At 60.3% G+C, this 26712-nt stretch carries 25 protein-coding genes and 2 tRNA genes; 23 read left to right on the forward strand and 4 right to left on the reverse strand.

What is annotated here, in order from left to right; all coding sequences use genetic code 11:
• Window positions 1-4: 4 nt before the first annotated feature.
• The 13 genes from ruvX to DXC79_RS03465 all read left to right on the forward strand — a co-directional run bounded on the left by ruvX (window position 5) and on the right by DXC79_RS03465 (window position 10484).
• Window positions 5-433: a Holliday junction resolvase RuvX gene (gene ruvX / locus DXC79_RS03405; protein WP_117583450.1), complete on the forward strand. Its 429-nt coding sequence runs from the start codon at window positions 5-7 to the stop codon at window positions 431-433.
• The gene (mltG, locus tag DXC79_RS03410) at window positions 426-1817 is read left to right on the forward strand and encodes an endolytic transglycosylase MltG (protein ID WP_233502970.1); all 1392 of its coding nucleotides are present in this window, start codon (window positions 426-428) and stop codon (window positions 1815-1817) included. Before ruvX ends, mltG begins: the two co-directional genes overlap by 8 nt.
• 2 nt (window positions 1818-1819) lie before the next feature.
• A complete protein-coding gene (locus DXC79_RS03415) occupies window positions 1820-2317 on the forward strand; it encodes a YqeG family HAD IIIA-type phosphatase (protein ID WP_117635151.1) in 498 nt (165 codons plus the stop codon).
• 8 nt (window positions 2318-2325) lie between these two features.
• On the forward strand, window positions 2326-2859 hold the full coding sequence (locus tag DXC79_RS03420) for a shikimate kinase (protein ID WP_117635152.1): 534 nt from the start codon (window positions 2326-2328) through the stop codon (window positions 2857-2859).
• Window positions 2856-3965, forward strand: a complete 1110-nt coding sequence (locus DXC79_RS03425) for a hypothetical protein (RefSeq protein ID WP_117635153.1) — start codon at window positions 2856-2858, stop codon at window positions 3963-3965. Before DXC79_RS03420 ends, DXC79_RS03425 begins: the two co-directional genes overlap by 4 nt.
• A 132-nt stretch (window positions 3966-4097) precedes the next feature.
• Window positions 4098-5228 (forward strand): Xaa-Pro peptidase family protein, encoded by a 1131-nt coding sequence (locus DXC79_RS03430; RefSeq protein ID WP_117635154.1) that lies wholly within the window; start codon window positions 4098-4100, stop codon window positions 5226-5228.
• A 159-nt stretch (window positions 5229-5387) separates the two neighbouring features.
• Window positions 5388-5951, forward strand: coding sequence for an elongation factor P (gene efp / locus DXC79_RS03435; protein ID WP_117635155.1), 564 nt, complete (start codon window positions 5388-5390; stop codon window positions 5949-5951).
• A 24-nt stretch (window positions 5952-5975) separates the two neighbouring features.
• A complete protein-coding gene (locus tag DXC79_RS03440; protein WP_117629319.1) occupies window positions 5976-6338 on the forward strand; it encodes an Asp23/Gls24 family envelope stress response protein in 363 nt (120 codons plus the stop codon).
• Window positions 6339-6341: 3 nt separating this feature from the next.
• Complete coding sequence (gene nusB, locus DXC79_RS03445; protein WP_117635156.1) at window positions 6342-6929, forward strand: transcription antitermination factor NusB; 588 nt, start codon at window positions 6342-6344, stop codon at window positions 6927-6929.
• Between the two features lie 2 nt (window positions 6930-6931).
• Entirely contained in the window at window positions 6932-7171 is a 240-nt protein-coding gene (locus tag DXC79_RS03450; RefSeq protein ID WP_006233978.1) for an exodeoxyribonuclease VII small subunit, read from the forward strand.
• 34 nt (window positions 7172-7205) lie between these two features.
• Entirely contained in the window at window positions 7206-8009 is an 804-nt protein-coding gene (locus DXC79_RS03455; protein WP_117635215.1) for a TlyA family RNA methyltransferase, read from the forward strand.
• Window positions 8006-8866 carry an NAD(+)/NADH kinase gene (locus tag DXC79_RS03460; protein WP_117635157.1) on the forward strand — a complete coding sequence of 287 codons (861 nt, stop codon included), beginning with the start codon at window positions 8006-8008 and terminating at the stop codon, window positions 8864-8866. The genes DXC79_RS03455 and DXC79_RS03460 overlap by 4 nt, the downstream gene beginning before the upstream one ends.
• Complete coding sequence (locus tag DXC79_RS03465) at window positions 8856-10484, forward strand: DNA repair protein RecN (RefSeq protein WP_117635158.1); 1629 nt, start codon at window positions 8856-8858, stop codon at window positions 10482-10484. Before DXC79_RS03460 ends, DXC79_RS03465 begins: the two co-directional genes overlap by 11 nt.
• A 221-nt stretch (window positions 10485-10705) precedes the next feature.
• Here DXC79_RS03465 and DXC79_RS03470 read toward each other — a convergent pair whose 3' ends face one another.
• The gene (locus DXC79_RS03470) at window positions 10706-11563 is read right to left on the reverse strand and encodes a MurR/RpiR family transcriptional regulator (protein WP_233502971.1); all 858 of its coding nucleotides are present in this window, start codon (window positions 11561-11563) and stop codon (window positions 10706-10708) included.
• Window positions 11564-11835: 272 nt separating this feature from the next.
• Between DXC79_RS03470 and DXC79_RS03475 the strand changes: the two genes are divergently transcribed.
• From DXC79_RS03475 to DXC79_RS03520, 10 genes are all read left to right on the forward strand, one after another.
• Window positions 11836-13839: a fructose-specific PTS transporter subunit EIIC gene (locus DXC79_RS03475; RefSeq protein WP_117635160.1), complete on the forward strand. Its 2004-nt coding sequence runs from the start codon at window positions 11836-11838 to the stop codon at window positions 13837-13839.
• A gap of 548 nt (window positions 13840-14387) precedes the next feature.
• Window positions 14388-14651: an HPr family phosphocarrier protein gene (locus DXC79_RS03480; RefSeq protein WP_022094575.1), complete on the forward strand. Its 264-nt coding sequence runs from the start codon at window positions 14388-14390 to the stop codon at window positions 14649-14651.
• A 133-nt stretch (window positions 14652-14784) separates the two neighbouring features.
• Window positions 14785-16488, forward strand: coding sequence for a phosphoenolpyruvate--protein phosphotransferase (gene ptsP / locus DXC79_RS03485; protein ID WP_117635161.1), 1704 nt, complete (start codon window positions 14785-14787; stop codon window positions 16486-16488).
• Window positions 16489-16562: 74 nt separating this feature from the next.
• Window positions 16563-17495, forward strand: a complete 933-nt coding sequence (locus tag DXC79_RS03490) for a 1-phosphofructokinase family hexose kinase (protein ID WP_006233969.1) — start codon at window positions 16563-16565, stop codon at window positions 17493-17495.
• 188 nt (window positions 17496-17683) lie between these two features.
• Window positions 17684-18616, forward strand: a complete 933-nt coding sequence (locus DXC79_RS03495) for a 1-phosphofructokinase family hexose kinase (RefSeq protein WP_117635162.1) — start codon at window positions 17684-17686, stop codon at window positions 18614-18616.
• A gap of 164 nt (window positions 18617-18780) precedes the next feature.
• Window positions 18781-20175, forward strand: a complete 1395-nt coding sequence (locus DXC79_RS03500; RefSeq protein ID WP_117635163.1) for a CCA tRNA nucleotidyltransferase — start codon at window positions 18781-18783, stop codon at window positions 20173-20175.
• A 128-nt stretch (window positions 20176-20303) separates the two neighbouring features.
• Window positions 20304-20380 (forward strand) — tRNA-Glu (locus DXC79_RS03505).
• Window positions 20381-20402: 22 nt separating this feature from the next.
• A tRNA-Glu gene (locus DXC79_RS03510) sits at window positions 20403-20479 on the forward strand.
• A gap of 150 nt (window positions 20480-20629) precedes the next feature.
• A complete protein-coding gene (locus DXC79_RS03515) occupies window positions 20630-21937 on the forward strand; it encodes a lysylphosphatidylglycerol synthase transmembrane domain-containing protein (protein ID WP_117635164.1) in 1308 nt (435 codons plus the stop codon).
• Window positions 21938-22053: 116 nt separating this feature from the next.
• Entirely contained in the window at window positions 22054-22665 is a 612-nt protein-coding gene (locus tag DXC79_RS03520; RefSeq protein WP_158550957.1) for a TetR/AcrR family transcriptional regulator, read from the forward strand.
• 111 nt (window positions 22666-22776) lie between these two features.
• Here the strand turns inward: DXC79_RS03520 and DXC79_RS03525 are convergent, their stop codons facing one another.
• From DXC79_RS03525 to DXC79_RS03535, 3 genes are read right to left on the reverse strand one after another with little or no spacing between them, the layout of a single operon-like run.
• Entirely contained in the window at window positions 22777-24093 is a 1317-nt protein-coding gene (locus DXC79_RS03525) for an ABC transporter ATP-binding protein (RefSeq protein ID WP_117635166.1), read from the reverse strand.
• Complete coding sequence (locus tag DXC79_RS03530; RefSeq protein WP_117635167.1) at window positions 24094-25116, reverse strand: iron ABC transporter permease; 1023 nt, start codon at window positions 25114-25116, stop codon at window positions 24094-24096.
• Between the two features lie 22 nt (window positions 25117-25138).
• Window positions 25139-26710, reverse strand: a complete 1572-nt coding sequence (locus DXC79_RS03535; RefSeq protein WP_147327476.1) for an ABC transporter substrate-binding protein — start codon at window positions 26708-26710, stop codon at window positions 25139-25141.
• Between the last annotated feature and the right edge of the window lie 2 nt (window positions 26711-26712).

Raw genomic sequence — 26712 nt, forward strand, 5'->3', positions numbered from 1 at the left:
CGCTGTGGTCGCGCTCGCGCTGGACATAGGGGAGACCCGGATTGGCATTGCCGTCTCTAGCCGTGATGGCAAGATGGCAATGCCCGTCAAGGTGCTCCCGGCTGCCGAGGTCACTGGCATGGCCAAGACGTTCCGTTACCTGGTTGAGGACTATGAGCCCGATATCCTGGTAAGCGGACGTCCCTTGACCATGGCCGGTGAGCCCGGCCCCCAGGCCGAGCGCGTTGCCGCCGTTGCGCAAAAGATTGCCCAAGAGCTCGATCTTCCGCTTGAGTTTGAGGATGAGCGCCTGTCCTCGCAAGAGGCAAAGCGTATCCTGCGCGAGCAGGGACTCAACGAAAAGCAGATGAGGGGCAAGATTGACATGATCGCCGCCAGCCTGTTCTTGCAGACGTGGCTCGATCGCAAAAACGAGGAGGTTTCGCATGCCTAGCGCTTCCGATCCGCGCCAGCCGAATCGCCAGGGGCAGCCTACGCCGCGCCCTGTATCGTCCGGCCAGCGTCCGATGCAACCGACGCAGCGTGCGGCTCAGCCTGCTGCTCGTCCCGCACAGCCCTCCTCTCGTGCAGCACAATCTGCTCAGCGTCCTGCCCAACAGCCCGCTGCCCGCGTAGCCCGGCCCGCAAGCGGTACCCGCTTTAAGCAGCAGGCGCCCACGCAGCGTGCGCAGGCGCCTCAATCGCATGCGCGTACACATCATGCTCACGGCACACATGGCGTAGCTCCGGCCACGCGCTCGAGCTATAACACGCATGCCCGCCGTGGCGTCCAAAAGAAAAGCTCTCCGGTGCCTATGATTATCGGTGGCGTCATCGCCGTGCTTGCACTTGTCGCGATCGTTTTCTTTGTCGTGCCAGCCGTCAAGGGCTTCTTTGCCGGCGAGGATGCGAAAGTTGCTGCTGGCCAGCAAGTTACTATCACGATTCCCGATGGCGCCTCGGGTGATACCATCGCTTCGATTCTCTCCGAGAACCATATCGTCGAAGACCCCAAGGATTATTATGCGGCGGTCAAAAAGCTCAATGCCGATATGTCGCTTAAGCCTGGCGCCTACTCGTTTACCACGCTCATGGACGCGACCAAGGTTGTCCAGCAGCTCATGGAGGGGCCCAATGCCGGCTCCGATGCGCTGACTATCCCTGAGGGCCTAACGGTCGACCAGGTCGCCGATCGCGTGGCCGCGGCATACGACAGCATCTCCAAGGAAGACTTCCTTAACCAGGCCAAGGCGAGCAATTATGTGAATGATTACGCTTTCCTTAAAGATGCCGCGAACGATTCGCTCGAGGGCTTCCTATTCCCCAAGACCTATTCGTTGGGTAAGGACCCGTCTGCCGATGATGTGATTCGCGCCATGCTTGACCAGTTCAACGCCGAGTATAAGTCGCTTGACTTTGCCAGCTGCGAGGCCAAGATCAAGGAGCGCTATGGCGTGGAGATGTCCGATTACGACATCGTTAACCTTGCCTCGATCGTCGAGCGCGAGGGCCTCAACGCCGATCAGCGCGCGCATGTGGCTTCGGTTTTCTATAACCGTCTGGCGGGCAAGCTCGATGGCCTGCGTTACCTCAATAGCGATGCGACCATGATGTATGTCACCGGCGGCGAGGTTACCGCCGACGACCTGCAGAGCGATAGTCCGTATAACACCTATAAGCATGAAGGCCTGCCGCCCACGCCCATCTGCTCTCCGTCGCTCGAGGCGCTCAAGGCTAGCCTTGAGCCGACCGACTCTGATGACCTGTATTTCTACATTACACAGGACGAGGAGTATTTCTCGAAGACCTACGAAGAGCACCAACAGTCTTGGAATTGATCATGAGGATTTTTAGCCCCAAACGATATGTTGCCTCAGTTGACCGCATCGACCTCGATACCCTGTGGGCCGACGGCAAACGCGCCATTCTACTCGACCGCGATAACACTCTGGTGCCGCGCGATACCGAGCAGGTTCCCGCTGCGGTTTCAGCTTGGCTCGAAGCCGCCCATGCCAAGGGCTTTAAGCTGTGTATGGTGTCCAATAACTGGCATCGCGACCAGGTCATGGCATCGGCGCGCGAGCTGGGGCTCGAGGCTATCAGCCACGCCATGAAGCCCGCCCCGTTTGCCCTGAAGGCGGGTCTTAAGCGTCTGGGCGCCACGACAGACGAGGCGGTGCTGATCGGCGATCAGCTGTACACGGACGTGTGGAGCGGTAATTTTGCCGGCGTTGACACTATTCTGGTCAAGCCGCAGGCGACCCAGGACCTGTGGTACACGCAGATCTTCCGTATCTTTGAGCGCCGGGCCCTGCGCGACCTTCCCTGCGAGGAATAGGTTTCGCCATGTCTCAGCACATCAAACACGGCTGCGACCATATCTTCTTTATCGGCTTTTTGGGCGCGGGCAAGTCGACGCTTGCGCGCAACGTGGGCACTATGTTCAAGCGTCGATTCGTCGATACCGATCGTTTGGTTGTGCGTCGATGCGGCAAGTCGGTGACCGAGATATTTGAGACCGAGGGCGAGGATCGTTTTCGTGAACTCGAGACCTCGGCACTCCGTTCGCTTCAAAGCGAGCGCAGCCTGCTGGTATCGTGCGGGGGTGGCATCGTCGAGACGCCGGTGAACATTGAGCTGATGCACGAGATGGGTACCTGTGTGTACCTCGAAGGCGACTTTGAGGACTCGTTGCGCCAGATTCGCCGCTCCGATACCCGGCCCGATTTCCGCTCGCCCGAGCACGCTGCGCGCCTGTTTGAGCATCGCCGTCCGCTGTATCGCCGGGCCGCCGATATTACCCTTGATATTCGCAACAAGTCCTTCGAGGACGTTTCCTACCTTTGTGCCGAGATGCTTTTGGAGCGTGGACTGCTATGATTCGCCGTCAACTTATCAATTTCCAAAACCGCAGCGTCGATGTCCGCGTCGGATTGGGCGCGTTCGAGGAGCTGCCGCGCATGTTTGCCTCGGCTGTGGGCAAGCCCAAGCGCGCGATGGTGGTTTGGAACGACGCCACATCCGAGCGATTTGGCGAGGTTGTCGAGCATGCACTGGTTGACGCCGGTTTTGCCGTGTCGCTGCTCGTCCTCGAGGTTTCCCCTGCTGGTGCTACTCTTGCCGATGCCGATACCGTCTTTGGCGCCCTGTCGGCTAACGGCATTACCTGCGACGATCTCGTTGTCGCTGTCGGCGACACGGCGACCTGCTCGGTCGTTTGCTGGTGTGCCAATCAGTGGTGCGGTCGCACCGAGTGCGCCTTGCTGCCGACGACGTTCGACGCCATGCTCACGGTCGCGACGACCATGAAGCCGCTCGTCGCCTCGTCGGCGCATGCGCTTCCCGCTATCGCGTTCCGTCCCGAGCCGGGCTTGGTCGTGTGTGACCTCGACCTTGTACGCGAGGCGGACCCCGAGGATCTCAAGCTCGGCTATGCGGTGCTCGTTGTCACCATGCTTTCGAGCAGCAAGTCCCGCTGGAATCAGTTTACTGAGACCGTCCCCGAGATTCTCTCGGGCGAGGAGGTTGCGCTCGTCAATGCCGTTCAGTGGTCTCAGACTGCCCGCAAGGACGTACTGATGGCCACGAACCCGAGCGCCCGCCATGCGCTCGATTTTGGCAAGACGGGGGAGCGCACCCTGCGCGCCTGCTTGGGCGATGCCGCTTCGCAGGTCCCTGCCTACCAGCTGTCGTCCGAGGGCATGCGCTTTGAGGCGCGCCTCGCCCATGATGCCTGCGACTTCGATATCGATTACGTTTTTGAGGTCGATGACTGCCTGGAGGACTTTGGTATCGAGGAACTTGCCTTCGATCTGGAGCCTGTCGCATATATCGAGGAGTTCCGCAGGCAGCAGTTTGCCCGCTCAAACCGTAGCATGTTGCCGCTGCCCGCGGCACTCGGCGCCATTCGTCTAACGAGCGTTGAGGACGAGGTTCTTGAGCGCCATGTTCACGCCTACTTGGCTTCTCGCAAAGATCTTCTCTAGGATTTATTGACATCCATCGTCTTTCGTATCATGTTGAGGGGCGGGTTTTCAATCGGTTGCGGATCGCATGCGATTCCGTCGTTCGGTTGAGACCCGTCCCGTCTATATAGAGACAACAAGAAAGGAAACTGCATGTCTGAGTTTGCTGCCGGTCCTGCCGGTCGTATCGAGCGTGTCCGTGCCCTGATGGTCGAGCGTGGCTACGATGCCATCGTGGTGCGCGACGAGGCTAACCTTCGTTGGCTCACGGGCGTGAAGGGCGTCTTCGACTACACCTTCGAGTTCCCGCACGCCGCGTTTATTACGGCTGACCAGTGCCTGTTCCACACCGACTCGCGCTACCTCAACAGCTTTGAGGAGAACACGCCCGCCGGCAGCCCCTGGGTCTACGACATGGACGAGGGCACCATTCCCGGCTGGGTCGCCGGCAAGATCGCGGCCAACAAGTGCCGCGTCTGCGCTGTCGAGGATGACATGCAGATTAACTTCTACCAGGGCATTCAGCGCGGCCTGGAGGACCGCTCTGTCGCCTGTATGCTGCCGTTGATGCACGACGACATCCGCAAGATGCGCGCCATCAAGGATGCCGAGGAGATCGAGCTCATGCGCCATGCGCAGTCGATCACCGATGCCGCCTTCCAGCATATGCTCGGCTTTATTAAACCCGGTATGACCGAGAAGCAGGTTCGCAACGAGCTCGAGAACTTTATGTTCGCCAACGGCGCCGACAGCCTGGCCTTCGGTTCCATTGTGGCGAGCGGTCCCAACACCGCCAACCCGCATGCCGTGCCGAGTGACCGTGTCATCGAGAAGGGCGACTTCGTCCTCATGGATTACGGCGCGGGCTACTGCGATTATCGTTCCGACATGACGCGCACTGTCGTGATGGGCGAGCCTACCCAGGAACAGCTCGACCTGTACGCGCTCGTGCGCCGTACGCACGAGGAGTGCGTCGCCGCCATCCATCCGGGCGTCGAGGGCAACGACATTTTCAAGCTTTCCAAGAAGATCATCGGCGATGCCGGTTATGGCGATTACTACAACCATGGCCTGGGCCACGGCGTTGGTATCGACATCCACGAGCTGCCCAACTTTAACCGCAGCAAGAACATCATCGAGGTCGGCTCGGTTGTCACCATGGAGCCCGGCGTCTACCTGCCCGGTGTGGGCGGCGTGCGCCTGGAGGACTACGGCGTCGTCACCGAGAACGGATATGAGCCCTTCACCAAGACCCCGCACGACCTGCACGTCATCGATTGCTAGCCCATTTCGATAGATTTTTGGGGCGGGGCGTCCGGAGCAATTCGGACGCCCCGCGTTCTCTTTTTATGCGCTCGCTGCAGGCGCCGTCTGCAAGTGTATAATTTCGGTCGTATGTAATTTGGACGCTTGTGCGTTCTGCCCATAACAAGAAAGGTCGCTATGCCTACCATTTCTACCGCCGACTTCAAGAACGGCCTCGGTCTCCGCATTAAGGACAAGGTCTACACCATCGTCGAGTTCCAGCATGTCAAGCCGGGCAAGGGTGGCGCTTTTGTGCGCTACAAGACCCGCGACATCAAGAGCGGCCGCGTCGTCGAGAACACCTGCAACGCCGGCACCAAGTTCGAGAGCGTCATGCTCACCACCCGTGAGTTCCAGTACCTCTACAACGATGGCACCGACTACATCTTCATGGACAACGAGTCCTATGAGCAGGTTCCCGTTCCCGACGACATGGTGGGCGAGAACTCCAAGTGGCTGCGCGAGAACGACATTTGCCAGCTGCTCTTCGCCGACGATGAGCTCATGGGCGTGACCCCGCCGATGTTCATCGAGACCACCATCGTCCAGACCGACCCGGGCTTTAAGGGCGACACCGTCCAGGGTTCCACCAAGCCGGCCACGATTGACACCGGCGCTGTCATCCAGGTCCCCATGTACCTCAACGAGGGCGAGGTCATCAAGGTTGACACCCGCGACGGCAAGTTCGTCTCCCGCGTCTAGCAACCAACTCTTCTAGGAGGACTCATGCCCCAGGAAATCAAGATTGACGGCATCGGCATTTCGCCCGATGTTCTGACCGCCATCGTCTCGCGCGCCGTGTCGGATGTCGAGGGCATCGCCTCCGTTGGCGTCAAGGACCTTGCCACCAACCTTGTCTCCATGATGCTCTCGTCCAAGGCCCCGGCTTCCGAGCCGGCGGTCGAGACCGAGGTCGTCGGCGACAAGCTCGCACTCACCGTGCGCGTTGTGGTGTTCTTTGGCTATCCGTTCAAGAAACTCGCCGAGGCCGTTCGCGCTGCCGTGGTCGCTGCCATCGATGCCCAGGTGGGCGTTGAGGTCGAGCGCGTTGACGTTTGCATCGACGGCCTCGTTTTCCCCAAGGAGTAACCTTTGAGCCTTAAGGTTTATCGCGGGCGTACGCTTGCCCGCAGTCAGGCGCTGCAGCTGCTGTTCCAGGCCGAGGCCACGGACAGCCCGCTCGAGCGCGTCCTCGAGGGCGATTTCCTGATCTCGAAGGGCCCCCTCGACCCCTATGCGCTGGAGCTGTGCCGCGGTGCCTACGAGCATATCGATCGCATCGACTGTGCCCTGCGCGCCGTCGCCAAGAACTGGGATCTTATGCGCATGCCCGGCGCCGACCGCAATCTGCTGCGTATCGCCGTCTACGAGATGCGCTTCCTCACCGACGAAGAGGTCTCGGACGCTATCGTGATCAACGAGGCCGTCGAACTTGCCAAGGCCTATGGCACCGACCAGTCCGCGTCGTTCGTCAACGGCGTGCTGGGCAAGATCGCGCGCAGCGAGGAGTTGCCGGGTGAGGACCTGTACCAGGAACTGCTGGCCGAGGATCGCGCTCGCGAGGAGGCCCAGGCTGCTGAGGCTGCCGCCAAGGTCGCTGCCGCTCAGGCTACCGCCGGTGTACTTGCCGAGGATATGGACGCTGCTGAGGCCGTCGAGGCCGACTCCGTCGAGGAGTAGCCATGCCAGAGGGTTCTGTCCGTAACTTTGACGAGATCTCGGACCGTCTGGACCAGATCATCGCTACCGTTCGCTCCAAGGATACGTCCTTGGAGCGTTCACTCGATCTGTTTGACGAAGCGATTGAGCTGGGCTCCCGCGCGGTCGATATGGTCGACAAGTTTGAGCTGACGCCGCGTGAGGCCGATAAGCTCGAACAGGAATACGATGAGGATGCGGCAAACGAATCCCAGGATAGTTAGCCGCATCTCCGGATACGAATGGTTGATGGCATTCATGAAACGCGTGCGTCTTGATGACGAACTGATTTCACAGGGCATCTGCGCCGATCGCGCGGATGCCCTTCGCACTCTTATGGCCGGCCTGGTCTCGAGTGGCGGCGAGCGCTTGACTTCGCCGGGCCTTAAGGTGACCCCGGGCTTGCCTCTGCACGTGAAGGGGCGCATTCCGTACGTTGGGCGCGGCGGCCTTAAGCTCGAGGGTGCGCTCGATGCGTTTTGTATCGACCCGACGGGCCTTGTCTGCCTGGACGTAGGCTGCTCTACCGGCGGCTTTACCGATTGTCTGCTCAAGCGCGGAGCTGCGACCGTTGTCTCGGTGGACGTGGGTCGCGCCCAGTTTGATTGGTCGTTGCGTCAGGACGATCGCGTGACGCTGCATGAGCGCACAAACGTGACGCAGCTGCCTGAGCTTGGCTATGCCGGTGCCATCGACCTGGCTGTATGTGATGTCTCGTTTACCAGCATCGCGAATATCATCGACGCCGTGCTGGCGTGCCTGAAGCCTTCGGGTTCGTTCTGCGCGCTCGTAAAGCCCCAGTTTGAGGCGCCGGCTGCGCTGGTGGGCGACGGCGGTATCGTGACCGACTCCGCCGTCCGCCGCGATACACTCGTGGCGGCGATTGAGCTTTTTGCCGCCAAGGGCCTGTTCCCGGTCGATGTGTGCGTGTCACCCATTCATGGTGCCAAGGGCAACGTTGAGTTTTTCCTGTACGGCACAAGGTTTGTCCCCGGGGAGCGCGCCGACGATGAGCTTCAATCCCAGGTATCGGCTTTGAGCGAGAAAGCTGCAACGCTATGAAGGTCTTTCTGGTCCCCAATTACTACAAGCAAGAGGCGGTCGAGAGCGGCCTGATGCTCGAGCTTTGGCTTTCGCGCCAGGGCTACGAGGTCGCATGGGCTGCCGACCAGCGATCGAAGATTCAAAGCACGCCTGATATTGATGGCTCCGATCTGGTCATTACGCTCGGCGGCGACGGCACGTTGCTGCGCGCTGCCCGCATCCTCAACCATCGCGAGATTCCTATCCTTGGTCTTTCCTATGGTCACCTGGGCTTTTTAACTGCTGCGAGCCCCGAGGAGCGCGACATTCTGCAGGTTGTGAGCGATGCTCTGTCCGGCGAGCTCCACGTGAGCCGCCGCGCCACCATCGCCGCGGATATTGTGTCCGTGCGCGAAGACGGCGCGAAGGATGTCGTGCGCACGTTTGCCCTCAACGATATGGCACTTACGCGCGGTCCCCTGTCCGATATGGTCGAATTTGACATCACGGTGTCCGGCCATCATATCGACCGCCTTCGCGGCGACGGTGTCGTTGTTTCGACGGCGACCGGCTCCACCGGCTACGCGCTTTCCGCCGGCGGCCCCATTGTCAGCCCCGATTACACGGGTATGGTCTGTGTGCCCATCGCTCCGCATACCATTCAGGCTCGCGCTTTTTTGACCTCGCCGAGTGATGTCGTCGAGATCTTTATGTCCGATGATCGCCCGAGCGTGCCGGCGATTGCCATCGACGGGCAGTTTATTACCTGCGATGGCACGGTCGAGAGCGTGGCCGTGCGTCGTGGTCCCGGCGATGTGCTGCTGCTGGATTACGGCCCCGAGAGCTTCTATAACTCGGTGAGCCGCGTGTTCTACGGAGTGCGTCATGATCGATGAGCTGCAGGTTTCTAACATTGCACTCATTCGCGAGGCGACGTTGGTTCCGAGTGCTGGCCTGACTGTCCTAACCGGCGAGACTGGTGCCGGTAAGACCGCTCTGCTTTCGGCGCTCAAGCTCATATTGGGCGAGCGTGCAGATTCGTCGACGGTGCGCGAGGGAGAGGAGCTTGCCAGCGTCGAGGCGCGCTTGTTCGATGGCCCGCACGACTCGGAGGGTTTCACCGTGCAGCGCAGCCTTTCTGCCGAAGGCCGCAGTCGCGTCAGGATCGATGGCCGCATCGCCAGCGTGCGCGAGCTTTCCGAGCGCGTCGGCGTGATGATGGATCTGTGCGGCCAGCATGAGCACCAGCGCCTTCTCGATCCGGCGCATCATGTTGCCATGGTTGATGCCTGGGCTGGGCGCGCAGCGCTTGAGGCGCTCGAGAAGTATCGCGCCTGTTTTAAGGCTTCGCGTGACGCCGCCAAGGAGCTTCGCCGTGTGGAGGAAGCCTCGCGTGCGCAGGGGAGCCGTGTCGAGGAGGCTCGCTTTGCCCTCGAGCGCATCGGCGAGGTCGACCCCAAGCCGGGCGAGTATGAGGAACTCGAGGAACTGCTGCCGCGCTCCGAACATGCCGAGGTACTGGTTGCCACAGCTAACGATGCCCATGCATCGCTTGCCGCCGAAGGTGGAGCGCTCGATGCCGTGAACAGCGCCGTGGCCGAGCTTTCCCGTATGGCTACCGTCGATCGCAAACTGGGCGACATTGCCGATGCGCTTTCGGATGCCTGCATCTCCCTTGAGGATAGCGCGAACGAGCTTCGTGCCTATCGCGATGGCGTCGCCTTCGACCCGCGCGAGCTCGCTCGCATGCGTGAGCGGTATTCCGACCTCAAGGGCCTGTTGCGTCAGTGGGGTCCCACCATGGACGATGTTTTTGCCATGCGCGATCGCTCGCAAGAGCTGCTGTCCCTGGTCGATGATGGCGATGAGCAGATCAAAAAGGCGCGTGAGGCACTCGGGAGCGCCGAGCGCGAGCTGTTCGCTGCCGCCAAGGCGCTTAAGCGCGCTCGCAATACGGCGGCCCCGCGCTTCTGCCACGAGGTTGGTCGTCAGATGGCACGCTTGGAGATGGGCGGCGCCGAGCTCGTTTGGGAGTCGCGTGATCTTCCGCGCGCCGAGTGGACGCCGGCGGGTCCTTCAAGCTACGAGCTTTTGTATCGCAGCGGTGCCGGCTTGACGCCGCGTCCCCTGCGCCGCATTGCCTCGGGCGGCGAGCTCAGCCGCGTCATGCTGGCGAGCAAGGTGGTCTTGGGTAATGCTGACGGCGTCGACACACTGGTATTTGACGAGGTCGATGCCGGTGTCGGCGGCTCCACGGCTCGTGCTCTTGCTGGTGTGCTGGTCGATCTTGCCGCTACGCATCAAGTGATTGTCGTAACCCACTTGGCGCAAGTCGCCGTCGTGGCCGACAAGCATTATGTTGTCAGCAAGGAGCCGGGCGATGTTCCCCAGACGCATTTGGACGAGGTAACCGGCGAAGCGCGTACCGCCGAGATCGCCCGCATGCTCAGCGGCGATCAGTCCGAGGCAAGCCTGGCGCACGCCAGGCAGATGCTTGCGGAGGCGCGTGCCTAGGCCGAGCCGCCACATGCATGTCCAACCCGGCCGCCACGAAATGGGTCCATCTACTACGTTTGGTAGGGCATCGGCAACCACGCCAAGAATTGCAAAAAGAAAACCGCAGGTAGAACGCCTGCGGTTTTCTCTATTTTGGGTGTATGGTTGGCGGTTGCGGTTAAAACGTAGTAGATGGGCGTGTTTCGTGACGAGAGGCGTCTATCGGCTCCCCAATTTACCTACTCAACGACCTTATCCGGCTGGATGAGCTCCTCGTAGTAGCTGATATGTTCGCGAGCGTCTTCAATCTCGGGCAGCAGGAAGTTGTAGATAACTTCGATGATCATCGTGGCGCTGATCTTGGAGAACGCAAAGTCACCCGTCGTCAGCAGCGCCTCGTGGTTGACGGTATTAAAAGTGTAGTCTGCCAGGCGCGCGAGTGGAGACTTGCTGTCGCTGCTGATGACGACTACGGTGGCACCGCAGTCGCGAGCCGCTTTTGCCATGCGATTCAGTCGGCGCGACTTGCCGGAGTTTGAGATGAGCACGATGACGTCGCCGGGGCGTAGTGTGAGCGCAAAGCCGATTGATGTCTCGCTAATGGTGCTCGCCATGCAGCGCAGGCCCAGCTGCGAAAACTTAAACGTCGCATCGAGCGCGACCGTGTTCGTATTGCCCACAGCCGCAAACTCAATAACCCCTGCATGCTTAAGGGCATGCACAACAGCCGCCAACGTATCGTGGTCGATCCCGTCGATGGTCGCATTAAGCTCGCTCACCTTGGCAGCCAGGATGTTCTTAAGGCTCTGCTCCATATTGTCGAGCGAGACCTCGTCAGTCAGGCCCTCGTTGCGCTGGCTTTCCAAATCCCTCGCCAGAGAAAACTGAAAGCTGCGGAAGCTACCAAAGCCCAGCTTGCGGCAGAAGCGCGAAACGGTCGCTTCGGACGTGGCAGCGGCGCGCGAGAGCTGAGCCGCCGTGAGGCGTGGCGCCTCGGACTGGTGCTCCAATATATAGTCGACAATACGCTGCTCGGACTCGCTGTATCCCTGATGGGTACTAATGAGGGAAAGTGCGCTCTTGCTACTATCGGTCATGGATGGCTCCTGGTTGGCATGAAAATCGGACTCGTTTTGTAATGTCATAGTATAGGGGGATTTTCAATTACAAGATACACCTTGCCGTTTCAAGTGTTGATGGTAAACTTTCACCTACCGTTTACGGTTATGAAAGAACCTTTCACCGGAGAATTGCGCCTTGTCTCTTCTCACGCGGACGGTAGGTTGGTATCTTTCAGTTGTGGAAAAGCGCGCAAGGACGCGCGTGTAGGGGAGCGCCTGCGGGCGCAGTACTCAAGAAGGAGGGACACATGGCTAAGTTTGACATCATCGCCGCCACCGGTTGCCCGACCGGTATCGCGCACACCTTCATGGCGAAGGAGGCGCTAGAGAAGGCAGCTGCCGAGCGCGGTCTGACCATTAAGGTCGAGACCCATGGCCAGGTCGGTGTCGAGAACGAGCTCACCAAGAGCGAGATCGCTGGCGCCAAGGCCGTTGTCGTCGCAGCCGATAAGGATGTCCAGGCTGAGCGTTTCGCCGGCAAGCCCATGGTTTCCGTTGGTGTTTCCAAGGCCCTGTCTGTTGAGGCCGCCGGTAAGCTGATTGACCGCGCGCTCGCCGCCAAGAGCGACGGCACGGTTGCAGCCGCTGCCGATGTCGAGGACGAGGTCGAGGAGAAGGAGTCTATCGGCCACGTCATCTATAAGCACCTTATGAACGGCGTCAGCCATATGCTGGTCTTCGTCGTTGCCGGTGGTGTTCTGACCGCCGTCTCGTTCCTGTGGGGCATTACGTCTTTCGATTCGACTGCGTCTGACTACAACAGCTTTGCTGCGATGCTCAAGATCATCGGCGGCATCGCCATGAACCTCATGGTTCCGGTGCTTTCCGCCTACATCGCCGAATCCATCGGCAAGCGTCCTGCGCTCGTCCCCGGTTTTGTTGCCGGTATGATCGCCATCCAGGGCCTGCCTGTTAACGCCGAGACCGGTATGATCGACGCCGGTGGCGCCGGCGTGGGTTTCGGCTTCCTGGGCGGCATCGTCGGCGGCTTCCTCGCCGGCTATGTCATCCTGCTGCTCGAGAAGGTCTTTGCCGGTCTGCCCAAGAACCTGGACGGCCTCAAGGCCATCTTCCTGTACCCGCTGTTCTCGACGGCTATCGTCGGCCTGGCCATGCTCGGTATTTCCGGCCCCATGGCTGCCATCAACACCGCCATGATGGACTTCCTCAAGGGCCTGTCCGCCTCTGGCGCCGTTGTCCTGGGTCTTGCCATCGGCTGCATGTGCGCCTTTGACATGGGTGGCCCGGTCAACAAGGCTGCTTACGTCACCGGTACCGCTATGCTCACCGAGGCACTGGCTGCTGGCGTTGGCACCGATACCTACAACTTCGGCACCAACTTCATGGCTGCCGTCTCCGCCGCTTGCATCGTTCCGCCGCTGATCACAACCTTCGCCGTCGTTGTCGGCAAGAAGTACTTCAGCCAGGAGGATCACGACGCCGGTATCGTCAACCTCATCCTTGGTTGCACCCACATCACCGAGGGCGCCATTCCGTTCATGACCAAGAACATCTGGCCCGTCATGCCCATCATGATGCTCGGTTCCTCTATCGCTTCGATCCTGACCATTATGTTCAACGTTCACGACCCGGCGCCTCACGGTGGCTTCCTGGTCCTGCCCGTTGTCGAGAACGGTCCGCTGTGGGTCCTCGCGATCCTCATCGGCGCTGTGGTCGGTGGCATCCTGTTCGTGGCCTTCAAGAAGTACGACTTCGAGAAGAACCAGAAGGCCGCTCCTGCAGTCAGGCCGGTTGAGGCTCCCAAGGCCGCTGCCGTCGAGGCCCCCAAGGCCGAGGCTGCCGACTTCGTGAAGGTCGAGAATGTCTTTGTCGCCGAGGACTTCGCTTCTCGTGACGAGGCTCTGAGCTTCGTTTCCAACCAGGCCGTCAAGGCCGGTATCGCCGGCGACGCCGACGCCGTCATGAACGCCTTCCTGGCCCGCGAGGCCGAGGGCACCACGGGCATGATGGAGGGCTTCGCCATCCCGCATGCCAAGTCCGACGCCATTACCGAGGCTGCCGTCATCGTCGTCAAGGACGAGTCCGGCGTGACCGGTTGGGACACCATGGACGGCGCTCCCGTCAACGTGGCTATCGCCCTGCTCATCCCCGGTGCCCAGGCCGGCACTACGCACCTCAAAATCCTGTCCAAGGTCGCCGAGGCGCTCATGGACGAGGACTTCCGTGCCACCGTCAAGGGTTCCACCGACGCCGCCGAGATCGCCAAGACGATCAACGCTCGCCTGATCTAATCCCACAGTTCGCGAATTTCATCGCCCCCTGTAACAAAGGCGAGGACTCCACCAGGAGCCCCCGCCTTTTTCTATGCCCTCCCATAAGTTACGGTGAAATGGGGACTGTTTAAACGATTCAACCCCAAATTCAGTCCCTATTTCACCGCAACTTACAAAAGGGCATAGAGTGGGCTGCCTATCGAGTCTTTGTCGCGAACAAGTCATCAGCCAGAATTCCGTTCGCACGATATTACTTTGGACCGACCGAGTTTCCGCAGCTTGCTCGCCCCGGACCCCGCGCGCGGGGGCCATGAGATTTATCGCGAGTTCCGCACGAGCCGAAGAGCACTTAATGTGCTCTTCGTGCGAGCAGGACTGTAGAGCAGGAAATCTCATGGGTCCGCGCGCGGGGTACGGGGCGAGCAAGCGGACAGAACAGACAACTGTCCAACAATTCGTGCGAAACACAATGAAAAACCGTTTGATGTGAGTTAATATAAACAACGTCGTGAATCTGACTCCTGCCACATGCATGACAGGGGTTAAACACAAAAAAGGAGTCAATTATGGTTTCTGAGAAGGCTACCCTCGTTAATCCTCAGGGTCTGCACATGCGTCCGGCTGGTCTGTTCGCCTCCACCATGGGCAAGTACGCCTGTGACGTGACGGTCGTCACCCCCGAGAAGGAGGTCAACGGCAAGTCCCCGATGGCCCTCATGGCTGCTGGTATCCCCTGCGGTACCGAGGTCGAGGTCAAGTGCGACGGCGCCGACGAGGCCGAGGCTCTGGCTGCTGCCATCGAGCTCATCAAGAGCGGTCTTGGCGAGTAGAACTCAAACGGGTCGCATGTTGAACAACTAAGTTCATATTTGGGGGCGCAGTGACCTGTTGTAAGGTAGCTGCGCTCTTTTGTCATGGATATGGCAAAACGCTTTATCACATGACACGGAGAGAGGAATGGGAATGTATCAGGGAGTCAACGCTTCCGAGGGCATCGGTATCGGCACCGTCATGGTCGCCGTCGATCCCGACTTGACGTTTGAGCCGCACGAGGTTGCTGATTCGGCAGCAGAGAAGGAGCGCTATCAGTCCGCTCTTTCGGTCTTCTGCGAGAAGACCCAGGCTCAGGCCGACCACATGAAGGAGACGGTGGGCGAGGCCGAGGCCGAGATCATGAGCGGACACATTGTCCTGGCTCAGGACCCGGGCATGACCGACGCCATCAACGCCGCCATTGACGGCGGCACCTGCGCCGAGCAGGCGCTCATGGACACCTCGACCATGTTCGAGAACATGTTCCTGTCCATGGACGACGAGATGTTCCGTCTGCGCGCGGCCGACATCGCCGACATCCGCACCGGTATTCTGGCCGAGCTGCTGGGCAAGGAGGTCGTCGACCTCTCCGTCCTGCCCGAGAATACCGTCGTTGTCGTGCACGACCTCACGCCGTCCATGACCGCCACGATCGATAAGGCCCACGTTGCCGGTATCGTCACCGAGACCGGTGGCCGCACGTCGCACTCCGCGATCATTGCGCGCGCCCTCGAGATCCCGGCTGTCCTTTCGGTTTCCAACAGCTGCACCGCGTTGCGCAACGGTATGACCGTTGTCGTCGACGGTGGCAAGGGTATCGTCGAGGCCGATCCCGACGAGGAGACGCTCGCTGCCTACACCGCCAAGGCCGAGGCCTTCGCTGCCGAGAAGGCAGCCCTCGAGGCCTTCCGTGGCAAGCCGTCCGTGACTGCCGATGGCATCAAGAAGATCATCGCCTGCAACATCGGTAGCCCCGATGACGTGCCCAACGCGCTCGATCACGACGCCGAGGCTATCGGTCTGTTCCGCTCCGAGTTCCTGTTCATGGACTCTGCTGAGCTTCCTTCCGAGGAGGAGCAGTTCAACGCCTATCGTAAGGTCGCCAGCGCGCTCAAGGGTGCTCCGGTCATCATCCGCACGCTCGATGTGGGCGGCGACAAGGAGATTCCGTATCTGCACATGGTCAAGGAAGAGAACCCCTTCATGGGCTTCCGCGCCGTGCGTTACTGCCTGGCCAATCCCGACCAGTACAAGGTTCAGCTCCGCGCCCTGCTGCGCGCCAGCGCCTTTGGTGACGTCAAGATCATGATCCCGCTCGTCACCTGCGTCGAGGAGGTCGTGGCCGTCAAGGAGCTCGTCGAGCAGTGCAAGGCCGAGCTGACCGAAGAGGGTCGCAAGTTCAACGAGAACATCGAGGTCGGCATTATGGTCGAGACGCCTGCCGCCTCGCTGCTCGCTGACCGTCTGGCCGAGGTCGCCGACTTCTTTTCTATCGGCACCAACGACCTCATCGGCTACACCATGTGCGCCGACCGTGGCAACGACACCATCTCCAACCTGTACCAGGTGTACTATCCCGCCGTGCTCCGCTCGCTCAAGAACATCATCGAGAGCGGCGTGAAGGCCGGTATCATGGTCGGCATGTGCGGCGAGGCCGCTGCCGATCCGCTGCTTGAGCCGCTGCTGATCAGCTGGGGCCTGGAGGAGTTCTCGATGAGCGCTCCGTCCATCCTGCGCGCCCGCAAGACCATCAGCCAGTGGACCAAGGCCGAGTGTGACGAGCTCGCCGAGAAGGCACTCGCCTGCAACACTGCCGCCGAGGTCAAGGCGCTGCTCGAGTCTGCTGCTCGCTAATTTGGTATCAGAGGTAACCGCGTGGTTGGAATGGGCCAATCACGCGGCCCTCACATATACAGGGGGTACTGTAAATGTTCTACACGCTAACCGCTAACCCGGCTGTCGACATGACGGTTTCGAGCTCTCCGCTCGAGCCCGATGAGAACGTCCGCACCGGCTCGGCCAGCTACACGGCTAACGGCAAGGGCCTCGACGTGTCCTTCGCCTTTAAGAAGATGGGCGTCGACACCGTCGCGCTCGGCTTCTTCGCTGGCTTCACGGGCAAGTTTATCGTCGAGGAGGTCATGAACCTGGGTTGCCTGTGCCGCCCGGTCTGGACCGACGGCATCACGCGTATCAACACCTACGTCAACGATGGCCAGCACGAGTACGGCATCCTCAACCCCGGTGCTCCTATTACGCCGCAGCACCAGGAGGAGCTCTACAACATCCTGGACACCGCGGGCGATCTTGAGTGCCTGATCGTCTCTGGCTCCGTGCCTCCCAAAGCTACGCCCGACTTCCTGGCTCAGGTCATGGAGCACGCTCAGGCCCGTGGCGCCGATGTCGTCCTGGACCTGTCCTCCGACAAGCTCAAGGAGCTCGCTCACAAGAAGCCGCTGCTCATCAAGCCGAACCATCACGAGATGAAGGCTATCTTCGGCGTGCCGGTCGACACCGACGACGAGGTCCGCGTTGCCATGAAGATGGCTCACGACGCGGGCGTTCAGAACGTGCTGCTCACCCGTGGTAGCCGTGGCGACGCCTACTTCTCCAACGGCGAGGACATTTGGTACGCCAAGCGTGAGTTCAACATCAAGCTGGTCTCTTCCGTCTGCGCCGGCGACTGCACCCTCGCTGCGTTCCTGCACAAGTGGTACAGGGATCGCGACAACGTCGAGGAGGCCATGAAGCTCGCTATGGCCACCGGCGCCAACGTCGCTGAGTCCGTCGGCATCGGCGACTTCGGTCACGTTGACGAGTACAGCAAGCGCGTTGCTGTCCGCAAGCTCGATCGTCAGTAATCGAAACGCGACATATTCGTGCGCATGCGGCGCCCCGGTTTCGGCTGGGGCGCCTTTTTGTTCCGCCACGGGGGAGAGGAGTCCTTCCGTACTTCATCGCTTCCACACCGTTCACCGAGTTGTCCTAGCCTTTTACCGATGCGTGGAATATACTTTCATTAACACGTTGCCTTGTGAAAGGAACATTCATGATTTACACGCTCACTGCAAATCCCGCCATTGACTACAACATCACCTGCGACGGTCTTGCTGCCAACACCGTCACGCGTACCCGCAACGCCGTCTACACGCCCAACGGCAAGGGCCTCAACGTCTCGTTTACGCTCGACCACTACGGCGTCGACACCACGATCCTGGGCTTTTTCGCCGGTTTCTCGGGCGAGTTTATCGTTAAGGGCGCCGAGGCCCTGGGCGTGCCCGTCAAGCCCGTGTGGACCGACGGCATCACGCGCGTCAATGTGTTCCTCAACGCCGGCCCCGACACCGAGTACAACATGGTCAACGCCGGTGCCGCCATCAACGAGGCCAACGAGCGGGAGATGTTTGAGCTCATCGATTCGCTCGATGACATGACCTGCCTGGTCATCAGCGGCTCGCTGCCTCCCAACACTTCCGAGGGCTTCCTGGCCGAGGTCCTGCGCCGCGTCAAGGCCAAGGGGGCCGAGTTCGTGCTCGATATCTCGAGCCATCAGCTGGCAGACCTCATTGCCATGGAGCCGCTGCTGATTAAGCCCAATGACGACGAGCTGCTCGATATCTTTGGCATTAAGGTAAGCGGCGGCGACGATGAGTCCGTCAAGGGTGCCATGGCCGAGCTGCACGCCAAGGGCGCTAAGAACGTGCTGCTGACGCTCGGCGGCGCCGGTGCGTACTTCTCCAACGGCGAGCACATCTGGTTTGCCAACCGTACTTTTGAGGTTAAGCTGCTGTCGACGGTGTGCGCCGGCGATTCTTCGCTGGCCGCCTTCCTGTCCGTGTGGCACGACGCCCCGGAGCGCGTCGAGGACGCCCTGCGTCTCTCGATGGCCACCGGCGCTAACGTGGTCGAGTGCCCCGGTCTGGGCGATTTTGCCAAGGTCGATGAGTATCAGAAGGGTATTGCAATCCGTCAGGTTTGCTAGTTCCGGCACCTTGCCTGAATAGTTCAATTATTTCGCATCCGTCTTAGACCAGGACGGATGCGTTTTTGTTTATCGGACTTGCGTGTGCAGTGGAGGCTGTTTCTTGCTAGACTTCTTGCAGACGCAATCGATAGCCAATTTGATAGTCGCAGGAGGCCATAGGCATGTGCAATGTTTCGCTCAACGGTACGCAGCCGACCGATGCCTCTATCCGTGTCCTGCGTGCGCTTGAGGCAGCAGGTCTTGAGGCTTGGTACGTGGGTGGTTGGGTACGTGATGCGCTGATGGGATGCCCCAGCCACGATGTCGACATGTGCTGCAGCGGCCTGTGGCTGGAGTCCAAGGCGGCACTCGAGGCCGCCGGCATTGCGGTAGTTGAGTCGGGCATTAAATTTGGCGGCATTACGGCTATTTGCGATGGCGAGCGCATTGAGGTCACCACCTATCGCCTGGACGGCTTCTATACCGACGGTCGTCATCCTCAGAGTGTGGAGCGCGCCGCTTCGCTTGAGGACGATCTGGCGCGCCGCGACTTTACCGTCAATGCCATGGCGTGGCATCCCGAGCGCGGCCTTGTCGACCGCTACGATGGCCAGGGCGACCTAGACCGCAAGCTGATTCGTGCCGTCGGAGATCCCAAGCGCCGCTTTAACGAGGATGCCCTGCGCATGTTGCGTGCGGTGCGTTTTGCCTGCCGCCTGGACTTTGTGATTGAGCCCGAGACCAAGTGTGCCCTTGCCGAGTGCGCGCCGCTGCTCGATGCCGTGGCGCGCGAGCGCGTGGGTATTGAGCTCGAGGGCATTCTATCGACCGGCCACGGGGGAGACGCGATGCTGCGCTACCCCGAGCTCATCTGCGCCGCCGTGCCCGAGCTTGCGCCGGCTCGTGGGTTTGACCAGCGCAGTGTCTATCATGCGTTTAACGTCTACGAACATATCGCCCGCGTGCTGACGGTGGCAGGGGAGCTGGCGCTGTGCGATGGCGTGGCGCCTTCGCCGAGCTTAATGTGGGCAGCGTTTTTGCATGACGTCTCCAAGCCCGATTGCTTTACGGTCGATCACGCCGGCAGCGGCCACTTCTACGGTCATCCCGAGCTCGGCGCCAAGAAGGCGCGCGTCATTATGGATCGCCTGGCGCTCTCGCACGATTTGGTGCGCGATGTGTGCCTGCTCATCAAATACCATGACAAGCCGCTGCGCCCCGAGCGCTCCTGCCTGCTCAATATGATGCGCGCGCTTTCGGGCGAGGGCGTCGACACGCCGCGTCTGATGGACGAGCTCATGGATCTTAAGCGTGCTGACACACTTGGTAAGGCCCCGTCGTGCTTCTATTACGTCGAGACGATTGAGGAGATGCGCGCGATGGCGCACGAGCTGCTGAAGGCGGGGGAGCCCTATACGCTCAAGATGCTCGCCATTAACGGCGGCGACCTGATCCGCGCCGGTGTGAAGCCGGGGCCCGAGCTAGGCCAGCTACTCAACTCCGCCCTCGACGCCGTGATCGAAGACAACATTTCCAACGAGCGCGAAGCTCTTTTGGTCCATCTCAACTTGAATTAGCTACCCAGTTTACCTGCGCGTTCCATAACCTGCCGACAATTTTTTCGGCAATTTGGAATTTCTTCTTGCGCTGATGTTTTTTGTCCCGTAATATATGTCCTCGCAGCACGGCAGTGCAGATGTCATGTGGCCCGTTCGTCTAGCGGTTTAGGACGCCGCCCTCTCAAGGCGGAGATCACCAGTTCGAATCTGGTACGGGCTACCACTTCTTTTCTGCTGAGGTCTATGGCCCGTTCGTCTAGCGGTTTAGGACGCCGCCCTCTCAAGGCGGAGATCACCAGTTCGAATCTGGTACGGGCTACCACGCATCTGATACCCGGTCTTCCCATGGAAGGCCTGGTTTTTTATTTTCAAACAACCGTCTGCAATTCCCGTTTGAACCAGAGCTTTGCGTTCTGCCTATGGCCCTTACGGGTACAATAACCAAGATATTTTGGCTGTTAGAAGGAGTCTCATGACGGAGTCCTCTCAGCATACGTCTAAGCCCCAGGTCGAGGTTGAGGCCTCGGGCGGAGATGACAATAAGAGCGCACGCCGCGGCGCCATCTTTATCGGCGTCGTGCTGGTGGGTTATATCGTCTATCTGGTGGTAACCGGGCAGATGGGGCAGTTCTGGGCCGCTATGTCGAGCGTCCAGGCGCCATGGCTCGTTATCGCGTGTCTTTGCATGTTCATGTATCTGTTCTTTGGCATTGTGGCCTATGCGATCGCCGTTTGGCTCGACCCTTATTCGCCCGTCGGCATTCGCGACCTGATCTCGGTCGAGGCGAGCGGTATCTTCTTTGGCAACCTGACGCCCATGATGATGGGCTCTACGCCCGCCCAGATTTACCGCCTGACCAAGGCAGGCCAAAATGTCGGCGAGGCCGGTGCCACGCAGTTCACGCGCTTTATCGTGTATCAGTTTGGCCTCGTTGCCTGGGGCGCCATTCTGCTGCTTGCCCGAATGCCGTTTTTCGCCGAGCGCTATGGCGACATGACGCTGCTGTGCGTCTTTAGCTTTGGCGGTCACTGCTGCATTCTGCTTGGCATCTTTGCCGTCGCGCTCATGCCTAAGACCGTCACGCGCGTCGCGCACTGCATTATCAATTGGCTCGAGCGAATGGGCGTCTCGGCCACCAAGATTGAGGGCTGGCGTACGTTTGTCGACGGCGAAATCTACTCTTTCTCCGAGAAGTTCAAGCTTTCAGCCGGCCACTTTTCGTCCATGCTGCTCACGGTGGTCATCACCATGATGCAGCTCGCGTTTTTCTACCTCGTGCCGTATTTCCTGATGCTTGCCTTTGGCCACCACGAGGTCGACTTTTTCTCGGTCATGGCCGCGAGCGCCTTTGTCCAGCTGTTGAGCTCTGCGGTCCCCTTGCCCGGTGGAACTGGTGGCGCTGAGGGCGGCTTTGCATTGTTCTTGGGTCATTTCTTTGGGTCGGCTTCGACCGCCGGCTATCTGCTGTGGCGCCTCATTACGTTTATTGCGCCGACCATTTTGGCTGCGCCCCTGTTGGGCCTTAAGAGCGCCCACAACGAGAGCATCCATGCGCGCTGGGATCGCGTGATGCGCATACTCGGCCGCACGCCTCAGACGCCCTCTGCGCCCACTAAGCCGCACCCCACGAATGCTGTTACCGTTGATCCCAAGAAGCACGCTCAGAAGGCTTCTGGGACCGCTAAGCCGGCTCATAAAGCCTATGTGCGCCAGACAGGCGACGGTATTCGCGTATCTCCGTCGGCACTCAATAAGAAGAAGCACCCTAAGTCGCAGTAGGGCAGTCGTGCGTTCTTCATATTGCCGGGCTTTTTTGTGCCGGATGGGGGATAATCCTCTTACGTAGATTATCTCTCATCTGTTGATGAATGCCCGCATATCGAAGGGACACGCCCATGGCCACCAGCAAACCGCGTATTGATCGCCGCATCGTTCGCAGCCGCAATGCCATCCTTTCCGCTTTCGAGCGCCTGCTCATGGAAAAGCCGCTGGCAGACATTACGGTGAGTGCCATCGCGCGCGAGGCCAATGTCGACCGCAAGACCTTTTACGTTCACTTTGGTACGGTCGACGGCCTGCTCGATGCCATTGCCGTCGATGTGGTGGAGATGATTGTCGACTCGGTCGAGAAAACGCTTGCTTCAATGGACGGTGACACCAACGAGCGCGCCCTGGGAGCGGCGGCGACCTTCTTTAAAACCGTTAACGAGGCGTTATGCAACAACCTGGTGCTCAATCGTCAGCTGATCGAGAACATTCCGCTCGATGATTTTATGGCTCGTCTTCGTGCACCTCTCGAGCACGAGATTGCCGAGCGCAATCTGCTGCCCCATGGCCTTAAGGATGAGATGTTCGACTACTATCTGGCGTTTTTGCTGTCAGGCATTATCGGTATCTATCGCACGTGGGCGCTGTCTGACGGCTCGGTTCCTATTGAGCGCGTCTCTGAGGTCGCCAACGACCTGACTCTCAATGGCCTGTCGAGTCTGGAATCTCGCTTGGATTAGGCCTAATTGGGCTCGTCGGCGTGGAAATTCCTGTTCATGAAGTTCTCCGGCGCCTTGTAGACCTCGCCGCGTAGGAGCTGTAGCCTGAGGATCCTTAAAAGAAAGTCCAGTTTATCCTTCCCACTCCAATTGGGAATCCTCCGATGCGCCTTCGCACGCTTGCATGACCTCGATACCATGCGATCGTGCGAACTCGACGAGCTCTGCGTTGCGGGCGTTTATGGTGCCGAAGGCGACGGGGCACACGATAAGGCGCGCGCAGTGGACGAGGAGCTCTTTGGCGCGGGCTATGGTTTTATCCCCGATCGGCTCGAAGGCGCGCTCGACCACGCATTCCGCCGCCAAGTCGCGCGCGAGCTCGGAGTCGATGTCCCCTTCGTGCAGAACGCCCGCGTAGAACGCCTTGCCCTGCCGGATGAGCTGGCGAAACACAGCCGACCCCGTACCTGCGCCGGCGATGACGAACGTGTGCGCATCGCCGTGCGGGTGTCCAATTTCCACGCTGCCGAAGCGCTCGTTGAAGGTGCCATGCTGAAGGCCGTAGAGCTCGCCAATCGTCTCGCGCGTGAATATGTCCTCGGGTACGCCGGCGCGGAAGACCCGGCCGTCCTTCACGCAAATCACCTTGTCGGCGCTTTTCTGCGCGAGCTCGAGTTCGTGGATGGACATGATGACAGCCACATTCCGCGATTTCGCAAGGTGGCGAAGTATTCGCAGCAGGTCGATCTGGTAGCGGATATCGAGATACGACGTGGGCTCGTCGAGCACGAGCACACGCGGATCCTGCGCGATGGCGCGTGCGAGCATGACGCGCTGGCGTTGCCCGTCGCTTATCTGCATGAAGTCGCGCTCGGCGAGCTCTTCCACATGTGCGGTTTTCATGGCCTCGCCGACCCGACTATGGTCGTCGGGCGAGAGTGTGCCCATTCGTCCGGTGTAGGGATGCCTTCCCGCCTCTACGATATCGCGGCAGGTGAGGAGCTCGGTCCGGGGGCGATTTGTCAGCATAACGGCAAGGTTCCTTGCGAACTCCGCCGTCTTCCATCGGGAAATCTCCCGCCCGTCGAGCTCGACCGCGCCGGCAAGCGGTGCCAGATGGCGTGTGATGGTTTTCAAGATGGTCGACTTGCCCGAGCCGTTCGGCCCGATGAGTGCCACGACGTCGCCCGCGCGAACCTCCAGATCGACGCCTTCTACTACGACCTTCTTGTCGTAGCCCGCCGACAGGTCGCTTATGCGGAAAAGCGGCGCTCCGTCAGCCTGCGTTTCGACCGGAGTTTCGAGGTTCGGCTCCGCTCGGAGGAGGCGTTCCGCGCGCAGTTCCGCACGAGCCGAAAGTGCCTTCTGGCGCTTTCGTGCGAGCTCAGGACTGTCTAAGCATAGAATGTCGCCTCCGAGCGTTTTGGGCCGCGGCACGAATTCCCCCATCTATCTCACCCGCGTCTTCAACATGAGCGCGATAACCACCGGAGCGCCGAAGATGGCGGTGACGGCGCTGATGGAAAGCTCGACGGGAGAGAACAGCGTGCGCGCGATCAAATCGCAGCCTGCGCAGAAGATGGCGCCTCCCAAGAAGCACGCAGGAATCACGCGGATGGGCTTCGACGACTTTAGCGCCGACTTCACGAGATGCGGAACCGCGATGCCTACGAACGACACCGGACCAGCGAACGCGGTCACGCAGGCGGAGAGCATGCTCGCTAGAAGGACGAGCACCACGCGGAAGCGTTCGACGTTCACGCCGGCGCTTTTCGCGTAGGCTTCTCCCAGCTGGAAGGCGGAAAGGGGCTTCGATATCGCGAATACGCATGCGCTCACGGTGATCACCACGACCGCGATGACCGCGATGTCGTCCCAGCTCGAACCCGAGAAGCTACCCAAAGACCAGTTGTGCAGGTTCACGATGGACTGGTCGTCGGCGAAGGCGATGAGGAAGTTCGTCGCCGCCGAGCAGATGTATCCCACCATGACGCCCGCCACGATGAGCATGGCCATGGAACTTATGCGCCGTGCAATGAGGAGCACGAAACCGATGGTGATAAGCGAGCCCAGAAACGCTGCGGCCACCATGGCCGGCGAGGACATGGCCTGGTTTGCGCCCAGAAGTACGATCATCGTAAGCGCGACGACGAACTTTGCGCCCGAGGAGACGCCCAAGATGAACGGGTCGGCGATGGGGTTGTTGAAAAACGTCTGCAGCAGGAACCCGGAGAGCGAAAGTGCCCCGCCGAGAAGCACGGCTGAAAGTACGCGCGGCAGTCGAATCTCCCAGATGACCTGGCTTTCCATGGAATTGGCCGCGCCGCCCGAAAGGATGCCGGGGATGTGGTCTGCGGGCACGAGCACGCTCCCGATGCACAGGTTGGTCCCGATGAGCACGATGAGGGCAACAGCGAGCAGCGCCGTCACGACGCGACACCGCGCGGCGCGCCCCGATTCGTCGTATGCCATGGAAAGTCGGCTTCTCATGGTGCTAGCCGAGCTTCCTCAGATAATGGAAGTCGCTCGTGTCATCGCCGGTGAACGCCCCGTGCAGCTCGTCGATAATGTCGGCGGTAGAAGTCATCTGCTGGTACATGTCGGCGCTTGTGACCCAGACGTTGCCGTTCCTCACGGCTTTGAACTGCGACAATAGCGCGTTTTTGCCTACGAAGTCGTTCAAGGTGGCAACCGATTCGTCGATGGTGCCGTTGTAGACGATGATGTCGGCATCCTTCGCTGTCGCGTAGAAGCGCTCCATTTCGAGCGTTACTGACGAACCTGACGTCGACGCCGTCTGCGCGTCATCGAGCGCGTAGCTGCCGCCTGCAAGCTCGATCATCTGCGCCACGTAGTCGCCCGCCCGCCGCGTGACGGCGGCCCCGTTCGAGTTAATGTAGAAATACGCCACGGTTTTACCTGACGACGCGAGCCCCGACGTTTGCTCGACGCGGGCCTTCTGCTCGTTGAACAGGTGCGTGGCCTCGTCTTCCTTGTCGAACAGGACGCCGAAAAGCTTAATCCACTCGACGCGCCCGAGTGCTTTGGGCTCGCTCGACGACTGTTCGGTGAGCACGACGAGCCCGAGCTTCTGCAGCTTTTCCTTCACATCGGGCGTGTGGTTGATCATGGTGTTCTCGATGGCGAGCGTGCAGCCCGAGGCCGATATTCGCTCGTAGTCGGGCGCGCTGTACTTGCCGCCGTAGGCGATCGCCCCACTTCCGAGCGCGCTTTTGAAGCCCGCGACCGAGCAATCGTCGGCTTTCGTGCCCGACATTAAGATATTGTCGTTCGCATCGAGCGCGTCGACCAGGCACATCGTCGCCGACGACACGAGGTACACCTTGTCGGCGGGGCGCCTTATGACCGCGATGTCGGAGCTTAACCCATCAGGTACCTTCGCATCTTGCGGCACCACGAGGAAGCGCTCCCCGTTCGAAACGCAGATAAGCCGCAGGCCGCCTTCGAACTCGTCGACAGTGAAGTGCTCGGCGTATTCAAGCTGAAGCGCCCCCGTCGGTTCCCAGCCGCAGCCCAAATCGGCGTTGTGGAAGTCGGCCGCGGCGCTTGAAGCCGTTCCCGCAGGGGAGCCGCTGCTTGCATCGTCGCCCGATTTCTCCTTCATGGTGGATGAGTCGAAGTGGAGCGTGTAGTCGATGGTGTGCGGCGTCGACATGGCGACGGTCTCGGCCGACACGGCGATGTCCTCGTCGAGCGTGACGGGTATCTCGAACGTGGAGTTGCCGCCGTCGTTTACGGGCGCGTAGTCCACGCCGTCGATGGTCATCTTGTCGTAGTTCGAACTCGACCAGGTGATGGTCGCGGTGTAGGTGTCGCCATCCTTCACAATTGTGGTGGGTGAGGCGATGCTTGCGCGCCCTGACCCGCCGGAAAGCGAGACACTCACCGTGTATTCCTGAGAGCCCGCCGTGCCACCGGTCGCGTTCGGGCTCGCACTGCACCCCGCGAAGGGAAGCGCGAGCAGGGCGACGAGAACGCAGGCGATCGCGCGCGCCGCGATGCTGTGGCGCTTCCTGTTTTCCCCTTTGGGAAGAATCGACCGCATGG

It is taken from the genome of Collinsella sp. TF08-11AT, assembly GCF_003437035.1.
In the GTDB taxonomy this organism is placed as follows: domain Bacteria; phylum Actinomycetota; class Coriobacteriia; order Coriobacteriales; family Coriobacteriaceae; genus Collinsella.